The organism is Arthrobacter sp. TE26545, from assembly GCF_056279005.1.
Genome location: NZ_JBWBQM010000001.1, coordinates 3,617,242 through 3,640,098, shown reverse-complemented (window position 1 = coordinate 3,640,098; position 22,857 = coordinate 3,617,242). Strand labels below are relative to the sequence as shown.

Below are 22,857 nucleotides of genomic sequence, written 5' to 3'. Positions count from 1 at the left end.
TCCGCATCGCGGAAGCGTTCCTCCTGCAAGCCCTACGAAAGTAGCAAAGAACCATGAGTGAAGTTCAAACAAAACCAAGCGAGGCGCGGTACCGCATCGCCGTCGACACGGGCGGCACGTTCACGGACGTGGTGCTCGACTCGACCACGGGTGACATGGCAGTCGGCAAGGCACTGACCACCTATGACCGGGTCTTTACCGGTTTTGAAGCTTCAGTACGCCGGGCTGCCGAGTCCGTTGGATGGAGCGGCGACGACGTCCTGCGCAACGCAGACGTGATCGTGTACGGAACCACCCACGCCACCAACGCAGTGCTCACCGGCAAGGTCGCCAAGACCGCACTGCTGACCACCGACGGCTTTGCCGATACCTTGCTGCTCCGCGAAGGTGGACGCCGCGACGCGTTCGACTCCAAGGCTGCCTACCCGCCGCCCTACATTCCGCGCCAGCTGACGTTCGAGATCCGGGAACGCGTTTCGGCTGAGGGCGATGTCCTTGTCCCGCTTGATGAAGAACAGGCCCGCGAAATTCTGGGCTCATTCAAGGAACAGGGAATCGAAGCCGTTGCCGTGTCCTTCCTGTGGTCGATCATCAACGATGTCCACGAGCGGCGGGTCGGGGAACTCATCGAGGAAATCCTGCCCGGTGTCCCGTACACGCTCTCGAATGAAGCCAACCCCACCATTCGTGAGTACCGCCGTTCCTCGGCCGCCTCGATTGACGCCTCTTTGAAGCCGTTGATGGCCGACCACCTGGGCAAGCTGCGCTCGGATCTCCAGGAGTACGGCTTCGCCGGCGACCTGCTGGTCGTTACGTCCGAGGGCGCCGTGCTCGATGTCGCGGACGTCCTGGACCGTCCCGTGTTGCTGCTGAACTCCGGCCCCTCCATGGCGCCGCTCGTGGGTGCGGCGGCCGCCCCGGACCGCGACACCGTAGTGGTGTGCGACATGGGTGGCACCACGTTCGACGTTTCTCTCGTGGAGGAAGGCGTTGTCCGCCATACCAGGGAAGCCTGGCTCGGTGAGCCGTTCGTCGGCCACCTGACCGGTCTGTCCTCGGTTGCCGTCTCCAGTATTGGTGCCGGTGGCGGCAGCATTGCATGGATCGACGGCGGTGGCTTGCTTCGTGTGGGTCCACAGAGCGCCCGCAGTACTCCCGGTCCCGCTGCCTACGGTCGCGGTGGTGAAGAACCTACGGTCACTGACGCCTGCGTGGCGCTCGGCTACCTCGACACCGAAGGCTTCGAGGGCGGGTTCACCCTCGACCGCGAAGCCGCAGTCCGGGCCATCGACACCCGAATCGCCGGACCCCTCAAGATGGACACCTTGCAGGCTGCGCAAGCCATCCTGGACGTCTCTGCGAACCACATGGCCACGGCCATCCGCCAGGCCGCACTCGAGCAGGGCGTGGACCCCCGCGGCGCCTTGATTGTCGCCGGCGGTGGCGCCGGTGCCATGGTTGCCGCCGCAATCGGTGTCCTTCTTGAAGCCGACACCGTGCTCATTCCGGCAACTGCCGGTGTTTTGGCCGCCTACGGCGCACACCGTGCACCGATCGCAACGGAATTCCTCTCGCCGCTGCACAACGACACCCGCAGCTTCGATGCCGGTTCCGCCACCCGGGCGGTGGGGGACCTTACGTCGAAGGCGAACTTCTTCGTGGAGCGTTTCAACGGCGTGGGCGAGGCGCCCAACGTCACCTACTTCGTCGATGCCCGCTACCCGGGCCAGGCGTGGGACCTGCGGGTCTACCTGGATGAAGCCCCGGACACCGCCGTCGACGCCGCAGCAATCATTGAGCGGGCCTTCCACGAAGAGCACGACCGCCGCAACGGCACGCACGATCCGGACAGCCGCGTCGAAATCATCACGTGGGGCGTCCGGGTGGAAATCCCCCGACCGGAGCACACCAAGGAGAACGCCGGAGTCAGCCGAACCGGCGAGGTCCACCGCACCGACTCCATTGTCTTTGGCGGCGAACGCTTCAGCACCCAGCGGTACCGCGGCGTAACGCTTGCACCTCGGGACAAGATCGTCGGTCCTGCAGTCATCGACCAGCCAACCCACCACCATCGTCGTGCCGCCGGAGTGGAACGCGACCCTCGACGAACGATCCAACATCTACCTCACCCGTAAGGAGGCGTAACCGTGGCACGCGAATTCGACCCTGTAAAGCTCTCGGTACTTGCCAACGCATTCGACGGCATCGTCCGAGAGATGACCAACGGCTTGCTGCGCTCGGCTCGTTCGTCCGTCATCAACACCGCACGCGACTTCTCCTGCGCCGTGCTGACAGCAGACAACCAGTTGCTCGCTGCGGCCGAAGGCGTGCCCGTGCACGTCTTCGGCGCCGGCCCCCTCGGCGAAGACATGGTGGAACTGCACGACGACATCCGCGAAGGCGATGCGTTCCTGCACAACGACCCCTACCGTGGTAACTCGCATGCTGCAGACCACGTCATTCTGGTGCCCATCTTCATCCAGGGACGGCACCTCTTCACTGCAGTCACCAAGGCGCATCAGGCAGACTGCGGCAACTCGCTGCCCACCACGTTCTTCGCCACCGCCAGGGACGTGTACGAGGAAGGTGCCCTGATCTTCCCGTGCGTGCGGATCCAGCGCGACTACACGGACATCGACGACATCATCCGCATGTGCCGCTCCCGCATCCGTGTGCCGGACCAGTGGTACGGCGACTACCTCGCATCGGTGGGCGCTTCCCGCATCGCCGAACGCCGCATCCACGAACTCGCCGAAAAGTTCGGCGTCGATGACCTCGTGGACTTCGTCGACGCATGGTTCGACTACTCAGAGCGCCTCACTGCGAGCGCCATCGAAACCCTCCCGGAATACGTCCTGCACGGAACCACCGCGCACGACCCGTTTCCGGGCACCGGCCCGGATGGTGTCCCGCTGCAGGCCACCATCGAGGTCAAGCCCAAGCAGGGAAAGATCACCATCGACCTGCGCGACAACCCGGACAACCTCCCCAACGGCTTGAACCTCACCAGGGCAACCGCCACGGGTGCAGCACTGGCGGGAATCCTCTCCGGCATCCCGGAAAACCTGCCGAGCAACGCCGGGACCTTCCGCAGGGTGGAGGTGCTGCTGCGTGACGGCTGCGCCGTCGGTGTCCCGAAGCACCCCTATTCCTGCTCGTCGGGCACCACCAACCTGGCTGACCGCGTCGTGAACCTTGTCCAGGCTGCGTTCTCGCAGATCGACGACGGTTACGGTACCGCTGAGGGGGCTGCCGGGCAGGCACCTGCAAAATCGGTCATTTCCGGAACCGATGAACGGAACGGCAACGCCTATGTGAACCAGATCCTGGTGGGCGGAGTCGGTGGCCCGGCCACCCCCTATGTTGATGGGTGGCCGACCTACCAGCGGCCCGTCTGCGGCGCCCTCCTCTACCACGACAGCGTGGAGGTGGACGAGCAGCGTTACCCGATCCTGATCCACGAACGCACGCTGGTTGCCGACTCCGGCGGCGCAGGCAGGCAGCGTGGCGGGCTCGCAACGCGGGTCACCATGGAACCCCGGGTGGAAAGCGTGACGATCACGTACGGCATCGAGGGCAAGCTGAACCCGCCGAAGGGGGTCCGCGGTGGACACGACGGTGCCGTGCCGTCGGCCTGGGTGGAGGACCTCAAGACCGGAGAACGCCGCGACATTCCCGTGGTGGGCCGCTACGACCTGCAGTCCGGCGAGAAGGTAGTTTCCATCACCCCCGGCGGTGGCGGATACGGTGACCCGCTGGAACGCGAGGTGCTGGCCGTACTCGATGACTACCGGGAGTCCCGGGTGTCCCTCGAAGCGGCGGCTGCGGACTACGGCGTTGTCATCACTGACGGCGTGGTGGACGAAGAAGCCACGGCCAAGACCCGCCAAGAGCGATTGGCCAGCTAGCAGCACCAGCCATGGCAACCGCTTCCGGGGCGGGGTATATTCCTCGCCCCGGAAGGTTTCACTAACTAATGACGGAGATTCACATGGAACCCATTCGAGTCGGAATTATCGGCGTCGGAAATGTTCTCAACCAATACCTGGACAAGATTGGCGTCCACCCTGACGTCAAAGTCGTGGCCCTCGCGGATGTGAACGCGGACGCCGTGAAAGCCCGGGCCGCAGAATATTCGGTTCCCAAGGCACTCTCGCCCGAAGAGCTGCTGGCCGACGACGAAGTGGAGCTTGTCCTCAACCTCACTCCGCCGAAGCTCCATGCGCCAGTGACACTTCAGGCCATCGCCGCAGGCAAGCACGTCCTCTCGGAAAAGCCCTTTGCCACCTCCCTTGAGGAAGCCCGGCAGATCCTGGACGCCGCGCGCGACGCAGGCGTCAAGGTGGGATCCGCTCCCACAACCTTCCTCGGCTCCGGCATGCAGACCAGCCGCAAGCTCATCGACGACGGGTGGATCGGCGAGCCCGTGGCGGCATTCGCTTCTTTCGCCTGCCGCGGCTACGAGCACTGGCACCCGAATGTCGACCCCTTCTACAGCCCGGGTGCCGGGCCGATGCTCGACATCGGGCCCTACCTCGTCACCAATCTCGTGAACTTCTTCGGCCCGGTCAAGCGTGTTTCCGCAACGGCACCGCGTTCATCGGAGACCCGTCCCCGTCCGGGCAAAGAGGGCGACGTCATCCAGGTCAAGACCCCTACGCACGTCACGGGCACCATCGACTTCGAGTCTGGCGCTGCCGCCACGGTGATTGTCAGCTGGGACATCTGGAACCACAACCTGCCGCATCTGGAGATCTACGGCACAGGCGGTTCCCTGGCCGCGCCCAACCCGGACCACTTCTCCGGTGCGCCGGTGCTTCGCCGCGGGGAGGCCGGCGACCTTGCTTTGGATATGACTCCTCCCGGCGGGGGCGACTGGCGGGAGACGCCAATTACGCACCGGGACGACGCCTACCGTGGCATCGGCCTGGCCGAGTTCGGCTATGCCATCCGCAATGGGCTTGAACCCCGTACCGGCGGCGACTTTGCCTATCACGTCCTGGAAGTTCTGCTCGCGTTCGAAGCGTCTTCGGAGCAGGGCCGGCACATCGAGATCGAAAGCACCTGTGAGCGGCCGCGGCCGCTTCCTTCTGTCGGCCCGCAAGAGCCCTACCGGTTCGACTGACAGCCGCATTAGCAGCAGCCGGCGGCGGTACGTACGTGCCGCCGTCGGCTGTTGTCCTGTTGTGGATGCGGGAATGGCCGCGTCCCAAACTGGGACACAACTTTGCTACTCCACGGTGAAAACCTGATGTTCGGGCGATTCGGTTTGCAAATGCCGACGCATCTACGAATTTAGGAGAACGCATGACTAGCACAGCTGCTGCTGATATCGGCACCGACGTCGGCATCAAGAACGTCCGCCGCCGCACTGTCGCGCAGGCGATCGTTGAGTACCTTCAGGTCCAGTACAGCGAACTGGATGGTGAAAGGAGGCGCCTCGTTCCCGGCATGTACGGCATTTTCGGCCACGGAAACTCCGTTGGCCTCGCGCAGGGAATTGACGAGTACGGTGTGGACTTCCCCCACTATCAGGGCAAGAACGAGCAGTCGATGGTTCACGCCGCGATCGGGTTCGCGAAGGCTTCCAACCGCGCGGCGACCCTCGCCTGCACAGCCTCCGCAGGACCCGGATCGACGAACATGGTTTCCGGCGCCGCCACTGCCACCACCAACCGTCTCCCGGTGCTCCTGTTCCCGGCAGACATCATAAACAACCGCTTCGGCGATCCCGTGCTGCAGCAGATCGAGCACCCGGTTGAGCGCGATGTTTCCGCGAACGACTGCTTCCGCCCGGTCAGCCGCTACTTCGACCGGATCACCCACCCGGCACAGCTGCTGTCCACGCTCCCGGAGGCAATGCGCGTCCTTACCGATCCGGTGGAAACCGGCGCCGTGGTGGTCTGCTTGCCGCAGGACATCCAGGGGGCGGAATTCGACTTCCCGGAGGCCTTCTTCACGCCGCGGGTCTGGCACATCCGCCGTCGTCCGGCTGTGGAGGATGAGATCCGCGATGCTGCCGAGATCATCCGCAACGCACGGCGTCCTCTGCTGATCGCAGGCGGCGGTGTCCGCTACTCGAAGGCGCAGGAGGAACTGGCACGCTTCAGCGCCGAATTCGGCATCCCTGTCTCCGAGACCTACGCCGGCAAGGGGAGCGGCCCGATCAGCGAACTCAACGTTGGCGGCCTGGGCGTCACCGGAACGGTTGGTGCCAACGAGATCGCCGACGGAGCCGATTGTGTCATCACCGTCGGTTCCCGCCTGCAGGACTTCATCACGGCTTCCCACTCGCTGTTCCAGAACCCGGACGTGAAGTTCGTCCACCTCAACGTGAGCTCGTTCGATGCGCACAAGATGGGTTCGTTCCCGGTGGTGGGCGATGCCAGGTTGTCCCTGTCTGCGCTGCGGGAGTGGCTCGCAGCAGCGGGCTACGCTACCTCCGAAGACTTCCGCAGCGACATTGCGGATGCGCAGAAGGCCACTCGCGAAGTTCGCAAGCACGATCTCCAGGCTTTCCCTGGCGAAAAGATGAGCCAAGCGCAGGTCATCGAGGTGCTCAACAAGCAGGCGACCAGCGAAGACGCGCTGATTCTGGGTTCCGGTGGCGTGGTGGAAGGCATTCACAAGGCCTGGGATCCGTCGAACGGTACCGAGATCCATTTCGAGTATGCCAACTCCTGCATGGGCCACGAGATTCCTGCTGGACTGGGATACCGGCTGGCTCGCCCTGACGCCCCCGGCGATGTATTCGTACTGATCGGCGATGGCACGTACTTCATGCAGCCGACCGAACTCGTCACCGCGGTGCAGGAACGTAAGAAGATCATCACCGTCGTGATCGACAACCGTGGACACCAGTGCATCTGGCCCCTCCAGGTTTCCAAGGGTGGTCCTGGACGTGAGTTCGGCACCCAGTACCGCGAACGCGGCAAGGAGTCCGGCCGACTGGACGGGGCGGTTCTTGAATTCGATATTGCCGCCAACGCGGCCAGCATGGGGTGCGCTGCGTGGTCCACGACGACGATCGAGGAGTTCTCCGCCGCTCTCACCGAGGCGCGCGAGGTCGAAGGACCGGCCGTCATCGTCGCGAGGGTGGAGCCGTGGCGTTACCTCTCCGGCAACGGCTCCTTCTGGGACGTCGGGGTTCCGATGACCTCCCAGCGGCCCGGGAGCCAGGAAGGGACCGCTAAGCACCTTGCGGGCCGTGCCCGCCAGCGTTACTACGCAGCGACTACCGTTCCCGAAGCAGGTTGAGCAGCTAGGGCGGGGTCGTCGAAGGACGGTCCCGCCCGCCTTGCTATCAGGTCACCGGACCCCAGGACAACCGAAACCAAAGAGAAAAGGAGCACCGGACAAATGGGCGCATTCGCCGTTATTGACCCGGCCACGGGCGCGATTCACGCAGAGTACCCCGCAGCCACCGATTCAGAGGTCGAAGCAGGACTTAGCGCAGCGCAGACGGCCTATCAGGAATGGGCACGCACCACCACCGTGGCTGAGCGGGCCGCGTTGGCCCAACGCCTGGCTGACTTGTTTGTTGAACGCAAGGACAAGCTCGCAGCCATCATCAACCGGGAAATGGGCAAGCCGCTCCACCAAGGCGTTGGGGAGGCCGAGTTTTCCGGTTCCATCGCGGCAGCCTTCGCGCAGAACGCCGAGGAGTGGCTCGCGGATGAGGAGCTCGAGGTTGCTGACGGCCTCAGGAGCTTCTTCCGGTATCAGGGCCTGGGTGTCATCCTCGGGATCATGCCGTGGAACTACCCCTATTACCAGGTGGCCCGGTTCGCCATACCGAACATCATCCTGGGCAACACCGTCATTGTCCGTCACGCCAGCCAGTGCCCGGAGTCGGCGCTCGCGCTGGAGGAGCTCTTCCGCGACGCAGGCTTCCCCGAGGGCGCCTACGTCAACCTCTTCGCCACCCACCAGCAGATCGCGGACATCATCGCGGACGACCGCGTGCAGGGTGTATCGCTGACCGGCTCGGAGCAGGTGGGCGCCATTGTGGCTGAGCAGGCCGGACGTGCGCTGAAGAAATGCGTACTCGAACTCGGCGGTGCTGACGTGTTCCTGGTACTGGACACCGGCGACGTGGACCTCGCGGTCAAGAAGGCCGTGATGGGCCGCATGGGCAACACCGGACAGTCCTGCAACGGCTCCAAGAGGATTGTCGTGATGGACAAGTATTTCGACGAATTTGCTGGGAAGTTCAAAGAAGCGATTGCCGGCCAGTCCTACGAGAACGGCGATTTTGGCCCGCTTTCCTCCGGCTCAGCGACGAAGTTCCTGGCGGCCCAGGTGCAGGGGGCCCTCGATCAGGGCGCCGAGATCCTGGTGGGCAACAACGAGCCCCAGGGCAACGTCTTCACCCCGACGGTCCTCACCAACATCACCCCGTCCATGGACGTCTACAGCCAGGAACTTTTCGGCCCGGTCGCGCAGCTCTACAGGGTAAGCAGCGACGAGGAAGCGATCGAGCTCGCGAACTCCTCGCCCTACGGCCTTGGCTCCGTGGTGATCTGCGACGACCTCGAGCGCGCCGAGCGCGTGGGTAACCAGCTCGACGTCGGCATGGTCTTCATCGGCGCCTACGACCTCAGCGGTGCCGACGTTCCGTTCGGCGGCGTCAAGAAGTCGGGTTACGGACGTGAACTGGGCAAGGTTGGCCTGCTGGAGTTCGCGAACAAGAAGCTGTTCCGCTTCGCGAACTAGCGCCGCTTCAGTAAGAAGGAGGCCGGATCAGATTGATCCGGCCTCCTTCTTACGTGTTGACGGTGGCGCCGCCGCAACTACGCCTGGTAGGTCGTCTGGCCGGAGACCTCAGGGATCTCCACCCAAGCGCCGGACGCTGCGCTGCGCAGGGAGGCGTCCACCAATTCGGAAGCCGACCAGCCGTCCGCTGCCGAGGGCCCGATCTGCTTCCCTTCGGCAACCGAGCGGAGGAACAATGCTGCCTCGATCGTCTTCAGGTCGTTGAAGCCGATGCCGGGACCGGGCCCGGGCTGGAAGCGTCCGAATTCCCCGAACGACGGGGGAGTCATGATGGTGCGGTAGCCGCTGCGGTCCGTCGCGACTTCGAGTTGGTTCATGCGTTCGAAGTTCCAGCGCAGGGATCCCTCGCTGCCGTAGACCTCCACGATGTATTCGGCGTGCGGGCCGATGGCAACGCGGGTCGTCTCGAACATGCCGATCGCGCCGCCCTCGAAGCGGGCAAGCATGGCTGTGTAGTCTTCGTTTTCCACTTCCCGGGTCACGTCGGATGCCTCACCCGTGTTGAAGGAGTTGGACGAGGTTCCCGCGGGGAGGGGACGGTCCTTGATGAACGTTTCTGTGACGGCGTTGACCGAGGAGATGCGGCCCACCAGGAACTGTGCCAGGTCGAATCCGTGGCTGAGGATATCGCCGAGGACGCCGGACCCTGCGCGGGCCTGCTCATAGCGCCAGGTGAAGACCTGGTTCGGATCCGATGCGTAGCTGGTCAGCAGGCGGATCTGCACGTTCGTGATGCGCCCAAGTGCTCCGGAACGGATGAGGCGGCGGGCCTCGGCGATGGCAGGAGCGTGGCGGTAGTTGAAGCCCACCGACGTAATGAGTCCGGCGGCTTCGGCGCCCTGGGCGATTTCACGGGACTCCCGGGCGCTGCGCCCCATGGGCTTCTCGATCCAGAAGTGCTTGCCGGCTTCGATGGTGGCCAGCGCAATTTCGTGATGGAGGAAGTTGGGGGAGCAGATCGAAACGACGTCGACGTCAGGGTTCTCCAGGACCTTGCGGTAGTCGGTGGCGGTTTCCTTGTAGCCGAGCGCGTCTTCTGCGTGGTGACGGCCGGCGTCGTCAGGATCCGCGGCGATCACAAGCTCGGGGTGCCGCGGCAGTTCCGGGAAGAACTGCTTGGTGGCGAGGTAGGCGCGTGAATGCAGCCGCCCCATCCATCCCACCGAAATCAGGCCTACGCCAATGCGGTTTTGGTCTCCCACGAGGACTCCTTCGTCTAGCCATTGGTTTCTCTGAAGTGGTGCCGCGCAGGGGCGGCATCTGCGTCTCAGCGTATGGACCCGGGGGCGCCTCTCTGTGTCTCAATCTGAGACACACGGCGGTACCGAGGCACTGTTTTAGTGGGACGTAACAGCTGGCCGCGTCAACTAAGAGGGAGTTCCGTCGATGATGATGGACCGGAATCAACTGCTTCGTCCGGAATCTTTGCGGGTGCTCGTCACGGGTGCCACCTCCGGTGTCGGAGAGGCCACGGCGAAGCTTTTCGCGAGCAGGGGTGCCAAAGTGGCGCTGCTGGGACGGCGCCCCGGGGAACTGCGGCGCGTGGCAGAGGAAATCGACGGCGGCGCACACACCGTGGTTGCCGACGTGGCTGATGCAGAATCCGCAGTCAACGGTGTCCGAGGGGCAATCCACATGCTTGGCGGCATCGATGTGGCGGTGAACGCGGCCGGCGTCGCAGGATTTGCGGCACTGGAGGAACTCAACGAGCACCGTTGGCGCGAAGTGCTGGACACCAACCTTTCCGGCACCTTCTATGTTTCCCGCGAAGCCGGTCTGCATATGCGCAGGTCCGGCGGAGGAGCGATCGTCAATGTGGCCTCCGATCTTGCCTCGATGGGAGTCCCGGGACTTGCGCCTTACTGCGCTTCCAAAGCAGGTGTCGTCGGACTCACCAGGGCTCTTGCCTTGGAGTTGGCCCCTGACGTCCGCGTCAACGTGGTCTGTCCGGGGCCGATCGACACCCCGATGCTTCGGGCAGGCTTGGCCGCCGAGGAAGACCCGCATGAGGCGTTGCGGCTCAAAGAGAGCACGGTGCCGCTGAACAGGCTCGCCGATCCCTGCGAAGTGGCTGCGGCCATCTACTTCCTGGCCGTCGAAGGCACCTTTGCCACCGGAACCAGCATGGCGTTCGACGGCGGCACAACAGCCGCCTGATTGCCGGCCCAAATACCTGTCAAGACACAAGCCCAAGGAGCTTTGAAGAATATGCAAGAGTCGAATTACAACGATCTCCGAAGTGCACGGTGGTTCGCCCCGCACGACCTGACCGGATTCGTGCACCGCACCGCCATCCAGGCCGAGGGCTTCTCGCGCTTTGCCATCAAGGACAGGCCAGTGATTGGCATTGCCAATTCCTGGTCCGAACTAGTCAACTGCAACATCCACTTCAAGCTCCTCGCAGATGCAGTGAAGCGCGGTGTCTTGATGGCTGGCGGCCTGCCGCTCGAGTTCCCCACTATCTCACTCGGCGAGAGCCTGATGAAGCCCTCGGCCATGCAGTTCCGCAACCTCATGGCCATGGACGTGGAGGAGTCAATCCGGGCCTACCCATTGGATGCGATTGTGCTGCTCGGTGGCTGTGACAAGACGGTTCCTGCCCAGCTCATGGGCGCTGCCAGCGCAGATATTCCCACGATCATGTTGACCGGCGGACCGCAGGAGCCGGCACACTTCCGTGGCAAGCAACTTGGCGTAGGAACCGATACCTGGAAGTTCGCCGATGAGTTGCGGGCCGGAAAGATCACCCAGGCGGACTTTGACGAGTTGGAGTCGGCTGCCAAGCCTTCCGCAGGGCACTGCAGCGAAATGGGGACGGCGTCCACCATGACGTCCCTTGTTGAAGCCCTCGGCATGTGCCTACCCGGAAGTGCCTCCATTCCGGCTGTCGATGCCCGGCGCGGCGCCGCGGCGGAGGCGACGGGCCGGCGCGCCGTGGAAATGGCGTTGACCCAGGGGCCGAAGCCCAGCGAAGTCCTGACCAAGGAAGCCTTCGACAACGCGATCACCCTGCTCATGGCCGTCGGCGGTTCAACCAACGCCGTGGTACACCTTCTGGCGCTCGCGCGGCGGGTCGGCTACGAACTGCAACTGGACCGATTCCACGAAATTTCACAACGGACACCGCGCATCGTCAACGTCCGACCGTCCGGCGAATACCTGGTGAAGCAGCTGTTCGAGGCCGGCGGTGTGCCCACTGTCCTGAAGGCACTTGCGCCCCTGCTATACAAAGACGCGATCACAGTCACTGGCAAATCCCTCGAAGAAGGCTTCATTTCAGCACCCGAGCCCGACGGCGTCGTCGTGAGTACGGTCGAAGAGCCGTTTGACGCCTCGGGCGGGATCGCCGTCGTTCGCGGTTCGCTTGCGCCGAACGGGGCCGTGATCAAGCGCAGCGCCGCTTCCAAGGATCTGCTGCAGCACAAGGGTTCCGCGATCGTGTTCGAGGACATCTACGACCTCGGCCGCAGGATCGACGACCCGGATCTGGATGTTACCGAGGACTCGGTGTTGGTGCTGAGGAACAGCGGTCCTGTCGGGGCGCCTGGCATGCCGGAATGGGGGATGCTTCCGATCCCTGAGAAGCTCCTGCGCAAGGGGGTCCGCGACATCGTACGAATCTCGGACGCACGCATGAGCGGTACGGCGTTCGGTACAACGGTTCTTCACGTTTCTCCCGAGGCCGCAGTGGGAGGTCCGCTTGCGATCGTGCGCGACGGCGATCCGATCGTGCTGGACGTCGAGAACCAGCGCCTTGACCTCGATATCCCGGCGGAGGAGATCGAGAGCCGGCTGGCGGAATTGAAGCTGCCCGAACCGAAATACCGGCGCGGCTACGGTCGCCTGTTCATCGACCACGTGAACCAAGCCAATGAGGGCTGCGATTTTGATTTCCTCAAGGGCCTGCCGGATGAGGAACCACAGCGGCTGCCCTATGGCCTGATGAGTGGTTGGCAGGGCGGCTGGTAAACGGCAGAACCCCCTAAACCACAAGATGTGAGGGGCCGTCCCCCAAGGCGGCCTCGGAAGGAACAGATGTGTCACGACCAAAAGTGATTGTGATTGTCCAGGAGGGCCGCCCGGTTCCTCCGGTTGAGCGGCTGGAAGCCGAAGCTGATGTCGTTGTTGTGCGGACGGCCGACGAATTCCGGGCTGCACAACCCGGTGCCGAGATCTTGTTCCTGAACGACTTCCGGACCAAGCTTCTTCGGGAGGTGGGCCCAGGGGAGTTGCGCTGGATCCACACGTCGAGCATCGGCGTCGACACCCTGCTGACCCAGGAAATCGTTAACAGCGACATCGTGGTCAGCAACTCGCGCGGCGTGTGTGAGCGGCCCATCGCTGAATGGGTTCTCGGAGTGCTGCTGATGTTCACCAAGGATTTGCGCCGCACAATTGAGCTGCAGCGGGCGCGTACATGGCAGCACCGTGAAACAGAGCCGCTGTTGGGACGGAAGGTTCTGGTGGTGGGTCCCGGGCCGGTTGGCCGCGAAACGGTCCTCCTTCTGCGCGCAGCGGGTATGGAGGTGACCGTCGTCGGGAGGACCGCCCGGGAGGATGCGCAGCTTGGCGCCATTGCGTCCTTCGGTGAGCTTGACGGTCTTCTCGGTGAGGCAGAAGACGTGGTGCTCACGCTTCCACTCACGGAAGAGACCCGCGGCCTGTTCAACTCATCCCGAATCGACAAGATGCGGCCGGGCGCGCGGCTCGTCAACGTCGGACGTGGCGCCGTGGTGGTGGAGCGGGATCTCATCGACTCCATCGACGCAGGACATCTAGGCGCCGCCGCCCTGGATGTTTTTGAACACGAGCCGTTGGCGGCGGAAAACCCGTTGTGGAGCAGGAACAACATCCTGGTCTCGCCCCACGCATCCGGTGACTTGATCGGCTGGAGGGGACGTGTTGTGGACTCGTTCGCCCGTAACCTGCGCCGCTGGAAGGCCAACGAGCCGCTCCACGATGTGGTGGACCTTAAGAAGCTGGGGGTGACGGCTCCGGTCTTGGTGCCGGACAAACCCTGATTTCGCTTTCCATGGATCATGCCCGGCGGTAGGAATTGCCCGGCATGATCCATGGGAATCGGGTGTCCCAGGCTGGTACAGTGCTCGCACGATCCGCGTCGATAGTGTGATTCAGCACTCAAGGGTTCGCGACGAGGATTACATGTCAAGCACAACAAGAGGTACGACGAAAACGCCGGCCCATACTCAGGAAAACACGCTCAGCGGCAATATGGGCGTAGGCGAGCTCGTGATGAATGTGCTCGCTTTCTCCTCCCCGCTGACGACCGTTGCAGGCACTTTGCCTGTGATGCTCCTATTCAGTGGTCAAACGGCACCCGGCATCTACATTCTGGTGACACTGATGCTGCTCATCTTCTCTGTCGGTTTCGTGAAGATGAGCCGGAGCGTTGAATCGCCCGGAGGTTTCTACTCCTTTGTCACCGCGGGCCTCGGCAAGCCGGCTGGTCTCGGTGGGGCGCTTCTAGCGCTCTTTGGATATGTGTTCATTGGATTCTTCGCTCCCTCCCTTTTCGCCCTGACGCTGCAAAGCTTTGTGGTCAACACCCTGAACGGACCGGATGTCCCCTGGTACTGGTACGGGCTGGGGATCATCATGATCACCACTGTCCTGGCCTACCACCGGATTGATCTCTCGGCGAAGGTGCTGACGACGGTCATGCTGCTGGAGTCCACAGTCGTTGTAGTTTTCGATGTTGCGGCCTTCGCTACAGGTTCGGGCGAAGTCGTGCGGGGCATCGGATTCTCGATGCCCTGGATTACCGACGCCGGGTTGGGCCTGGCGCTGCTGTTCGCCGTCGGAAACTTTTTCGGGTTTGAAGCGACGGTCATTTACCGGGATGAGGTCAAGAACCCGGATCGCACCATTCCCCGGGCGACGTACGTGGCGGTCATCGGCATCGGCCTCTTCTATGCAGTAGCGGCGTGGGCCTACACGGCATTTCTGGGAGCGGATAACGTCCAGGCCGCGGCCGAAGCCAACACGGTAAGTCTGTTCGACGACGGTGCCACGGCCTTGGTCGGGAAGATTTTCGCCGATATTGCCGTGGTGCTGCTCATCACGTCAATCCTGGCTTCAATGCTCTCGATCCAAAACATCGCTGCAAGGTACAGCTTTTCGCTAGCGGCCGACGGGGCGCTGCCCACGGTGCTGGGCCGGGTACACCCCCGGCACAAGTCTCCCTACGTGTCAGCTCTGGCAGTGGGGCTCGTCTGGGCTCTCGCGACCGTGACCTTTACTGTCGCAGGGGTCGCTCCCGAGGCTCTTTATCCCATTGCAAGCGGCAGCGGAACTTTTGCCGTGCTGCTCCTGATGTTCATTACAAGCTTTGCGGTGCTCGTCTACTTTTTCCGCCGCCGTGGGTTCGCACCCGAGTCCGCATGGAAGACCATCGTTGCGCCGATCATCAGTGTTGCCTTCCTTGGAGTCATTACTTACTTGGCGATCACCAACTACCCGGAACTCATCGGGGGGTCGGCAGTCATGACGGTCGTTTTCATGACGTTCACCTTTGCCTTGTTCTTTGGCGGCATTGTGTACGCGCTCTTCCTGCGTGCCAAGCGTCCCGACGTGTACGCGCGCCTCGGCCGGCAAAAGATCGGCTAAGTGTTCTCTTCCCACGACTTTGAAATCTGGAGATTGCAATGACGCAACAGATCAGAATTGGCCTGTTCGGAGCCGGACGTATCGGCCAGGTCCACGCCATGAGTTTGGCGACCCTGGACGAAGCGACGCTCGCATGGGTATGTGACCCGTTCATCGAGGGTGCAAAACGTACGGCCGCCGAGTTCGGTGGACGCGTGAGCGACGATCCCGGGGAGGTTTTCGCCTCGGGCGAGGTCGATGCCGTCATCGTCGCGTCGCCGACGGCTACCCACATAGACCTCGTGGAGATGGCCATTGATTCCAATGTTCCCGTGCTCTGCGAGAAGCCAATTGACCTGGATATTTCCCGCGTCAACGCGCTTCGGGCGAAAGCGGCGGAGTCGGACGTGCCCATCGTGTTGGGGTTTAACAAGCGCTTCGACAGGCATTTCGTGGAGCTGAAGCGTCGTGTGGCAGCCGGCGAGATTGGCACGTTGGAGCAACTGCTGATTACAAGCCGTGACCCAGGGGAGCCGCCCGCCGCGTACCTCGCTGAGTCGGGCGGGATTTTCCGTGACATGACCATCCACGATCTGGATCTGGCGCGCTACTTTATTCCCGGGATCGTTGAGGTCTCAGCGCGCGGCGCGAACGTCTTCAGCGAGAACGTCCGGCAGGCCGGCGACTTCGACTCAGCGGTGGTTACGCTCCGCGGGTCCAACGATGAACTCGTCACGATCGTGAATTCGCGTCACGCCGCCTTTGGCTACGATCAGCGGGTCGAGGCCTTTGGCTCAACCGGGTTGCTTCATGTGGGCAACAAGAATGACACCCTCGTCCGGCACTGGAGCGCCAGGGCCGTTGAAGCGATCGGCCCATACCAGAACTTCTTCCTGGAAAGATACGCGGAGGCATACCGCCTTGAGGTGGCCGAATTCCTTCGGGCGGTTCGTGGCCTGCCTTCGCGCAGCCCGGGTTTTGAAGATGGCCGGGCGGCACTCATCCTTGCGGACGCGGCCGAGGAATCGGCCCGCACTGGTGTTGCGGTTACCGTGAACCTTGAATCTTAAGGTCAACGTGCCGCCTGTCTGGGCCGTGTGATTTTTCGCAGCAAACACGGCCCAGGCCAGCCCCTGTGAATTTTCACGACGAATTTCGAATATGAAAATTGGCAACCGCTAATCGCGCAAGTGATGCGTTCAGGCGACGGTTCAGTTGGTCATGGTTGCATTCCGAGGATGTGGTGAAACGATTCATCGGCCTGTTCCATATTGGCACACATGCCCAGGCGGGGAATGGGTCAAAGTTCAACTAAGTGAAACGGTGTGGCGGAGATCACGCAGGGTTCGGGACTCCTTTGGAATTGCCCGAAAATCTGCTGAGTCAAACAACGTCGTCTGATTGACCGCCGCCAAGGACGTTTCACCGGTTCATTTGCATGGCCCTATCAAACGAGGATGAGATGACCGACACACCACCGGCGACCCCTCCACTGGTCGCACTCAAAGACATACATAAGACATTCGGGGCGGTGTCCGCATTGCGCGGCGTCAGCATCGATGTCCAGCCCGGCGAAACGTTTGCCCTTCTGGGAGACAACGCCGCCGGCAAATCAACGCTCATGAAGGTACTCACGGGCGTCTACCAACCCGATCGCGGGTCCATCGAGCTGGACGGGCAGCGGACAGAGTTCCCCACACCGTCGGCTTCACGCGACCAGGGTGTCGAAATGGTCTACCAGGACTTTGCCCTGGCCGACAACCTCGATGTCCGGACCAACGTCTTCCTGGGACGGGAACCCGAAAAGAACATCCTCGGACCGTTCCTTCGGATTATCGACCGCAAGAAGATGGAGGCCGAAACCAAGAGGGTGCTCGAACGATTGGATATCCCCATCAATCCCCGGCTCAAGGTCAAGCGACTGTCTGGAGGACAGCGGCAAGCCGTCGCGATCGGCCGTGCACTTGCCTTCGATGCGCGCCTCATCATCATGGATGAGCCCACTGCGAACCTATCGGTTGCGAAGGTGGACAAACTCATCGAGGTGACACAGCGCCTTAAGGACCTGGGCATCGCCGTCATCATCATCACGCACAGATTGGATGAGGCTTTTGCGGTAGCCGACCGTTTCGCCGTGATGCGCCAAGGCCAGGTAGTAGGTCGCTTCCATGTAGGAGACGTGACTGAAGCCGAGGTCGCGCACCTCATCTCGCACGGCACCCTGGACGACTACGTCGACCATGGGAACGGGATCCCTGAGGAACGCCGCAAGATCGGCAGCACATCCTCCATGCCCGTGGTCGATGCCATGGCAGCACGTGGAACAACGAGGAATGGGAGCGACTCGTGAGCCTCATGACACAGAACATCAAGGCGCTGCTCGGGCCGGCTGACCTTAAGAAAGGGTCCGTCGCCACCAAGGTCAAGCGCTTCATCGGGGACTACGGAATCCTCGTCTTCTTCGTCCTTATCATCGTCTTCCTGGCTGTTGCCGCCCCCAACTTCCTCACTCTGAACAACCTGGTCAACGTCGTCAGGCAATCGTCCATCATCGGATTGATTGCCCTGGGGATGACGTTCATCATGATCACTGCCGGCATTGATCTCTCAGTCGGATCCGTCGTGGGTCTGGCCGGGATGACCTTCGCATTGCTTGCTCCAGCCAGCGGGGGCGCCTTCTGGCTGCCGCTGATAGCCGGTCTCGGTGTGGGCCTGCTGGTGGGCTTCCTCAGCGCGGCGATGGTGGTGTGGGGAGGCATCCTCCCCTTCCTGGCAACGCTGGCGACGATGGCCATCGCCCGCACAGCGGCGCTGGTGATCACGGACGGGCAGGTCGTCTCGGGGCTGAGCGGCCCGGCTGAATGGCTCGGTTCAGGGTTCATCGGTCCGATTCCCGTGCCGGTGATCATCTTCCTCCTGGCCGCGTTGCTCTGTGAGTTTGTCCTGAGCCGCACAAAGTTCGGTTCCCACGTCTATGCCGTGGGCGGAAACGAAGAGTCGGCCAAGAAGGTGGGCATCTCTACAACACGGGTGCTCTTCACCGTGTACCTCATCGGTGGCGTCACCGCTGCCCTGGGGGGTCTCGTATTGACTGCCCGCCTGGACGGTGCTGCGCCGGTCGCCGGGACCGGCTATGAGCTTCAGGTGATTGCCGCCGTCGTGATTGGTGGAACGAGTCTCTTTGGCGGCGTCGGCACAATCCGCGGCACCGTCATCGGCGTGCTCCTGCTGGGCGTCGTAATGAACGGCATGAACCTGCTGGGTGTCTCCTCCTACTACCAGCAAGGCGTTCAGGGCATCATCCTTGTGCTCGCAGTATTGCTGAACCGCTGGAAGTCGGACTGACGTTCCCGCTTCACCGCAACAACAAACCAACAATCTCCCTAGCAACCAGAACCATTGAAAGGAACAACCATGGGAATGCGACGCAAATTTGCGGCCGCGGTCGCAATGCTGGCAGCGGGTGCACTCACCCTGACCGGGTGTGCCGGCGGTAGCAACGCAAGCAGTACGGGAACGGCAGGCAAGACCTACAACATCGGCGTTGTGGTCCTTGACCTCCAGGATCCGGACCTCGCCCACATGACGGAAGCCATGAAGAAAACTGCCGACGAAAAGGGTGTAAAGCTCAACATCACCGATTCCAAGAAGGACGTCGGAAGCGAACTCAACCAGGTGGAGGACCTGCTCACCCGCCAGGTCGACGCTGTGATCATGCAGCCTTTGGACGGCGAGGCCAGCCAGAACGCGGCAAAGCGCGTCATTGCCGCCAACATTCCACTCTTCATCCTGTCGACTGAATTCGCAGAGGGTTCGAACATCGGATACAAGAGCTATATCGGCGTGGATGACACGGTGGCCGGTGAGATGCAGGCCGAGTACCTCAACAAGCTGCTTCCCAACGGCGGCAATATCGTCTTCGCGGCCGGCATCTACGGTGCGTCATGGACCGACCGTCGCAAGTCAGGCTTCGACAAGACAATCAGCAAGAATTTCAAGATCGTCGCGGAGTTCCAGGCCAAGGGCAGCCGGGACGACGCCAAGCGCAACATGGAGGACACCCTCCAGCGCTTCCCGTCCGGGAAGATTGACGCTGTGGTCGCAAACAATGACGAGATGGCGATCGGTGCGGCTTCGGCCATCGCGGATGCGGGCCGCACTGCTGAGTTCAAGGCAGTGGTTGGCGTCGACGGTACCGACCCCGCACTGCAGGGCATCAAGGCCGGGACCATGACCGCAACGGTGCGTCAGGATTCAGCCGGTCAAGGTGTGAAAGCAGTTGAAGTTGTCACCGATTTCCTCAAGGGCGGGAACGTTGAGAACCGCTACACATTGCCCTTCACGCTCATCACTAAGGACAACCTCTCCGAGTTCTTGAAGTAATCGGTCAGGCCAATCAACGGGCACGGTGATCCACTGGGATCGCCGTGCCCGTTCTGTTTTGGCACACTTCGGCGGCTGCGCGCCCTGTCTACACTGCCGTGGAAGCAAAGAAATGGAGTCCCAAGCATGCCTAAGAGCGACGACGCAGTGGTAGCCCGGTTGTTGCATCGGCTCCGGGACAGGGGCATCGAGGTGGACGACTCCCCTCGAAGGCTCTCCGAGTACTCCTACGATGCATCCAACTATCGCGTACGTCCGGCCGCCATTGCATTTCCGCGCGATGTCGACGACGTCCGCACAGTTCTGTGTGCATGCTCTGAGGCAGGGGTGCCGGCTACCGCCCGCGGCGGGGGCACGTCGATGGCAGGTAACGCGATCGGGGACGGATTGGTGATCGACCTTTCTCGCTGGATGACTTCTGTAGCAACCCTCGACGCCGATCAGGGTACCGTTTGGGTGGAACCCGGAGTGGTGCTCGGGGAGTTGCGTTCCTGCATTGAACTAGCCACCAAAGGCAAGCTCACTTTCGCACCCGATCCGTCGTCCCTGAGCCGTGCCACCGTAGGTGGGTCCATTGGCAATGATGCCTGCGGAAACCACTCAGTGGCCTATGGCCGAATGACGCACCACGTTCGGGAGCTGGAACTCGTTACTGCTGACGGCGCTTACCTTCGCGCCGGCCGGGATTTCCTGCGCGCCGTTGATGAAACGGATGCCCACTCGATTGCCCGGGCTGAGGAAATCCTGTTGGACCTCAAGTCACTGGTACAGGCCAATCTCGCGCCCATCCGCGTCGAGCTGCAGACCATTCCCCGTCAGGTCTCCGGTTACCACCTCGGCCATTTGCTTCCCGAACACGGCTTCGACATCGCTGGCGCACTGGCAGGCAGCGAGGGGACCTGCGCGATCGTTGTGCGGGCCAAAGTCGGCCTCGTGCAGAAACCCAGGACATCGGCCTTGCTCTGCCTCGGCTACGAAGACACCGTTGAGTCTGCGCGGGACGTAATGACCATCCTGGCCGCGAAACCAAGCGCAGTCGAAGGCCTGGACGTAGCGATCGTAGACATCATGCGCCACCGCAGGGGAGCAACCAGCGTAGATTCCCTCCCGCAGGGCAACGCGTTCCTGATGGTTGAATTCTCCGGCGACACGATCAGGGAGGTGAGCGATGACTGTGAACGGCTGCTTGAGAAGCTGCGTGCCGACGGACGCGTGATCGACCATTCCGTCGTCACCGAACCAGCTGAGCGGGCGAAGCTTTGGCGGGTCCGGGAGGACGGAGCCGGGTTGTCTTCCCGGCGAATCGATGGTGTACAGACCTGGCCGGGCTGGGAAGATTCCGCAGTTGCCCCGGAGCGGTTGGCGGATTACTTGGCCGAGTTGCTCCCCCTCGTGCGGAAATTCGGCTACACCGCCTTCATGTACGGCCACTTCGGTGCCGGCTGCGTCCACATGCGGCTCGACTACGATCTGCGCAGTGATTCCGGGCGCCGGGCCTTCGAGGCTTTCACCCTGGAAGCCGCGAAGCTGGTGGTAGCCCATCGCGGCTCGCTGTCTGGGGAACACGGCGACGGCAGGGCCCGGAGTGAGTTACTTGACGTGATGTACTCCTCCCAGATGGTCGCTGCCTTCAAAGCCTTCAAGCACATTTGGGACCCGGCGGGCGTGCTCAACGCCGGGATCATCGTGGATCCTGAACCGTTCTCGGCTTCGCTCGCCTTGGAAGGCGTTGCCAGTCCGGGCCCAAGCCACGGTGAGCAGTCGGCGGTCCAGACCGCCGCCGTCGTGCCTTCATCCCAAGAGCGATCAATGCTCCCGATAGTCAGCCCCTTTGTTGGGAACACTCACGCATGTATCGGAGTGGGACGCTGCCGGGCGACGACCGGCGGCTTCATGTGCCCGAGTTACCGGGCCACCAAAGACGAGAAAGACTCAACGCGCGGCAGGGCGAGGGTTTTGCAGGACCTTACGCGGGGCAAGGGAAGTAGCCAGGATGGCTGGTCAAGCCCGGAAGTCCGGGAGGCCCTGGACCTCTGCCTTTCGTGCAAGGCGTGTTCGGCGGACTGCCCCACAGGCGTGGACATTGCAGAGGCCAAGTCGCAGCTCGTCGATGAGCATTACCGCGGACGGATCCGACCCTTCACGCATTACTCGATCGGGTGGTTGCCGCGGTGGTTGCCGCTGCTCACGCGGATCGCGCCCGTCGCAAACCTGGGCACCGCTTTCCGGCCGTTCCGTTACGTCGGGGAGCTGTTGGGCGTTAGTGCACGACGGCGGCTCCCGGACTTTGCGCGATCCCGCGGGATCCGACGGAGGGTCCGCGAAGCCGGATTTACGGACAACGCGGAATTGCTCCTTTTCGTGGACAGTTTTACCCGCGCTTTCAGGCCGGAGGTTGTCCCGGCTGCTGCCAGGGTGCTCCGGGACTCGGGCATCTCAGTGGGGTGCACACCGCAGGCTTGCTGTGGGTTGACCTGGATTTCCACGGGTCAACGCGATGGAGCCCGGCGGCGCCTTGCGCGGCTGATCAGGAGACTCGACGACGGCACGGACCGGGACATCGTCGTCCTGGAACCCAGTTGCGCGGCCACGATACGCGACGAAGGTCCAAAGTTGGTCGGCGGTGCTGCAGCGGCCAGGGTAGCGGTGAGGGTGCGCTCGTTCTCCGCCGCTGTGGACGAAGCCCTCAAGCGCGGATGGAAGCCGAAGACGGTCCCGCCCGGGACCGCTGTGCTTCAGACCCACTGCCACGAACATGCTGTTTTCGGCTCGGGTGCCCAGAAGCGGGTGCTCCAAGCCTGGGGTGTGCCGACCATCGTGGAATCGTCATCATGCTGCGGAGTGGCGGGCAATTTCGGGTTCGAGGCGGAGCACTTCGATATGTCAATGAAGGTGGCAGAACATTCCATCATTCCTGCCCTTGGCAGGGGAGGTGGCGACGCTTTGGTGCTCACTGACGGATTCAGTTGCGCAATGCAGGTGTCCCAAATCGACTCCCGGCGCGCGAGCAAGCATCTGGCCATCGCATTGGACCCGGAGGGCTCCCACGGCGCCTGAGACCAGGGGGTGTCTCAAAATGACACGGTCGGTGCA

15 protein-coding genes are annotated in these 22,857 nt (G+C 62.6%); 14 read left to right on the top strand and 1 reads right to left on the bottom strand.

Annotated features, from left to right (window positions below; translation table 11 throughout):
* Positions 1 to 53 precede the first annotated feature (53 nt).
* The 5 genes from ACZ9CK_RS16525 to ACZ9CK_RS16505 all read left to right on the top strand — a co-directional run bounded on the left by ACZ9CK_RS16525 (position 54) and on the right by ACZ9CK_RS16505 (position 8,715).
* A complete protein-coding gene (locus tag ACZ9CK_RS16525; protein ID WP_476050506.1) occupies positions 54 to 2,135 on the top strand; it encodes a hydantoinase/oxoprolinase family protein in 2,082 nt (693 codons plus the stop codon).
* 12 nt (positions 2,136 to 2,147) lie between these two features.
* Positions 2,148 to 3,908, top strand: coding sequence for a hydantoinase B/oxoprolinase family protein (locus ACZ9CK_RS16520; protein WP_476050505.1), 1,761 nt, complete (start codon positions 2,148 to 2,150; stop codon positions 3,906 to 3,908).
* Between the two features lie 83 nt (positions 3,909 to 3,991).
* A complete protein-coding gene (locus ACZ9CK_RS16515; RefSeq protein WP_426300419.1) occupies positions 3,992 to 5,125 on the top strand; it encodes a Gfo/Idh/MocA family protein in 1,134 nt (377 codons plus the stop codon).
* Between the two features lie 182 nt (positions 5,126 to 5,307).
* Positions 5,308 to 7,257 (top strand): 3D-(3,5/4)-trihydroxycyclohexane-1,2-dione acylhydrolase (decyclizing), encoded by a 1,950-nt coding sequence (iolD, locus tag ACZ9CK_RS16510; RefSeq protein WP_426300417.1) that lies wholly within the window; start codon positions 5,308 to 5,310, stop codon positions 7,255 to 7,257.
* Positions 7,258 to 7,359: 102 nt separating this feature from the next.
* A complete protein-coding gene (locus ACZ9CK_RS16505; protein WP_426300415.1) occupies positions 7,360 to 8,715 on the top strand; it encodes an NAD-dependent succinate-semialdehyde dehydrogenase in 1,356 nt (451 codons plus the stop codon).
* A gap of 77 nt (positions 8,716 to 8,792) precedes the next feature.
* Here ACZ9CK_RS16505 and ACZ9CK_RS16500 read toward each other — a convergent pair whose 3' ends face one another.
* Entirely contained in the window at positions 8,793 to 9,977 is a 1,185-nt protein-coding gene (locus ACZ9CK_RS16500; protein WP_426300413.1) for a Gfo/Idh/MocA family protein, read from the bottom strand.
* A 184-nt stretch (positions 9,978 to 10,161) separates the two neighbouring features.
* On the opposite strand from ACZ9CK_RS16500, the gene ACZ9CK_RS16495 reads away from it, so the two are divergent.
* From ACZ9CK_RS16495 to ACZ9CK_RS16455, 9 genes are all read left to right on the top strand, one after another.
* Positions 10,162 to 10,932, top strand: coding sequence for an SDR family NAD(P)-dependent oxidoreductase (locus ACZ9CK_RS16495; protein ID WP_426300411.1), 771 nt, complete (start codon positions 10,162 to 10,164; stop codon positions 10,930 to 10,932).
* A gap of 51 nt (positions 10,933 to 10,983) precedes the next feature.
* On the top strand, positions 10,984 to 12,744 hold the full coding sequence (locus ACZ9CK_RS16490) for an IlvD/Edd family dehydratase (protein WP_426300409.1): 1,761 nt from the start codon (positions 10,984 to 10,986) through the stop codon (positions 12,742 to 12,744).
* A 68-nt stretch (positions 12,745 to 12,812) separates the two neighbouring features.
* On the top strand, positions 12,813 to 13,796 hold the full coding sequence (locus ACZ9CK_RS16485) for a D-2-hydroxyacid dehydrogenase (protein WP_476050504.1): 984 nt from the start codon (positions 12,813 to 12,815) through the stop codon (positions 13,794 to 13,796).
* Positions 13,797 to 13,938: 142 nt separating this feature from the next.
* Positions 13,939 to 15,402 carry an APC family permease gene (locus ACZ9CK_RS16480; RefSeq protein ID WP_426300405.1) on the top strand — a complete coding sequence of 488 codons (1,464 nt, stop codon included), beginning with the start codon at positions 13,939 to 13,941 and terminating at the stop codon, positions 15,400 to 15,402.
* 38 nt (positions 15,403 to 15,440) lie between these two features.
* On the top strand, positions 15,441 to 16,451 hold the full coding sequence (gene iolG / locus ACZ9CK_RS16475) for an inositol 2-dehydrogenase (protein ID WP_426300403.1): 1,011 nt from the start codon (positions 15,441 to 15,443) through the stop codon (positions 16,449 to 16,451).
* A 392-nt stretch (positions 16,452 to 16,843) separates the two neighbouring features.
* Positions 16,844 to 17,731: an ATP-binding cassette domain-containing protein gene (locus ACZ9CK_RS16470; RefSeq protein WP_476050503.1), complete on the top strand. Its 888-nt coding sequence runs from the start codon at positions 16,844 to 16,846 to the stop codon at positions 17,729 to 17,731.
* A gap of 5 nt (positions 17,732 to 17,736) precedes the next feature.
* A complete protein-coding gene (locus ACZ9CK_RS16465) occupies positions 17,737 to 18,726 on the top strand; it encodes an ABC transporter permease (protein WP_476050918.1) in 990 nt (329 codons plus the stop codon).
* 75 nt (positions 18,727 to 18,801) lie between these two features.
* Positions 18,802 to 19,764: a sugar ABC transporter substrate-binding protein gene (locus tag ACZ9CK_RS16460; protein ID WP_426300399.1), complete on the top strand. Its 963-nt coding sequence runs from the start codon at positions 18,802 to 18,804 to the stop codon at positions 19,762 to 19,764.
* Positions 19,765 to 19,890: 126 nt separating this feature from the next.
* Complete coding sequence (locus ACZ9CK_RS16455; RefSeq protein ID WP_476050502.1) at positions 19,891 to 22,821, top strand: FAD-binding and (Fe-S)-binding domain-containing protein; 2,931 nt, start codon at positions 19,891 to 19,893, stop codon at positions 22,819 to 22,821.
* Positions 22,822 to 22,857 lie beyond the last annotated feature (36 nt).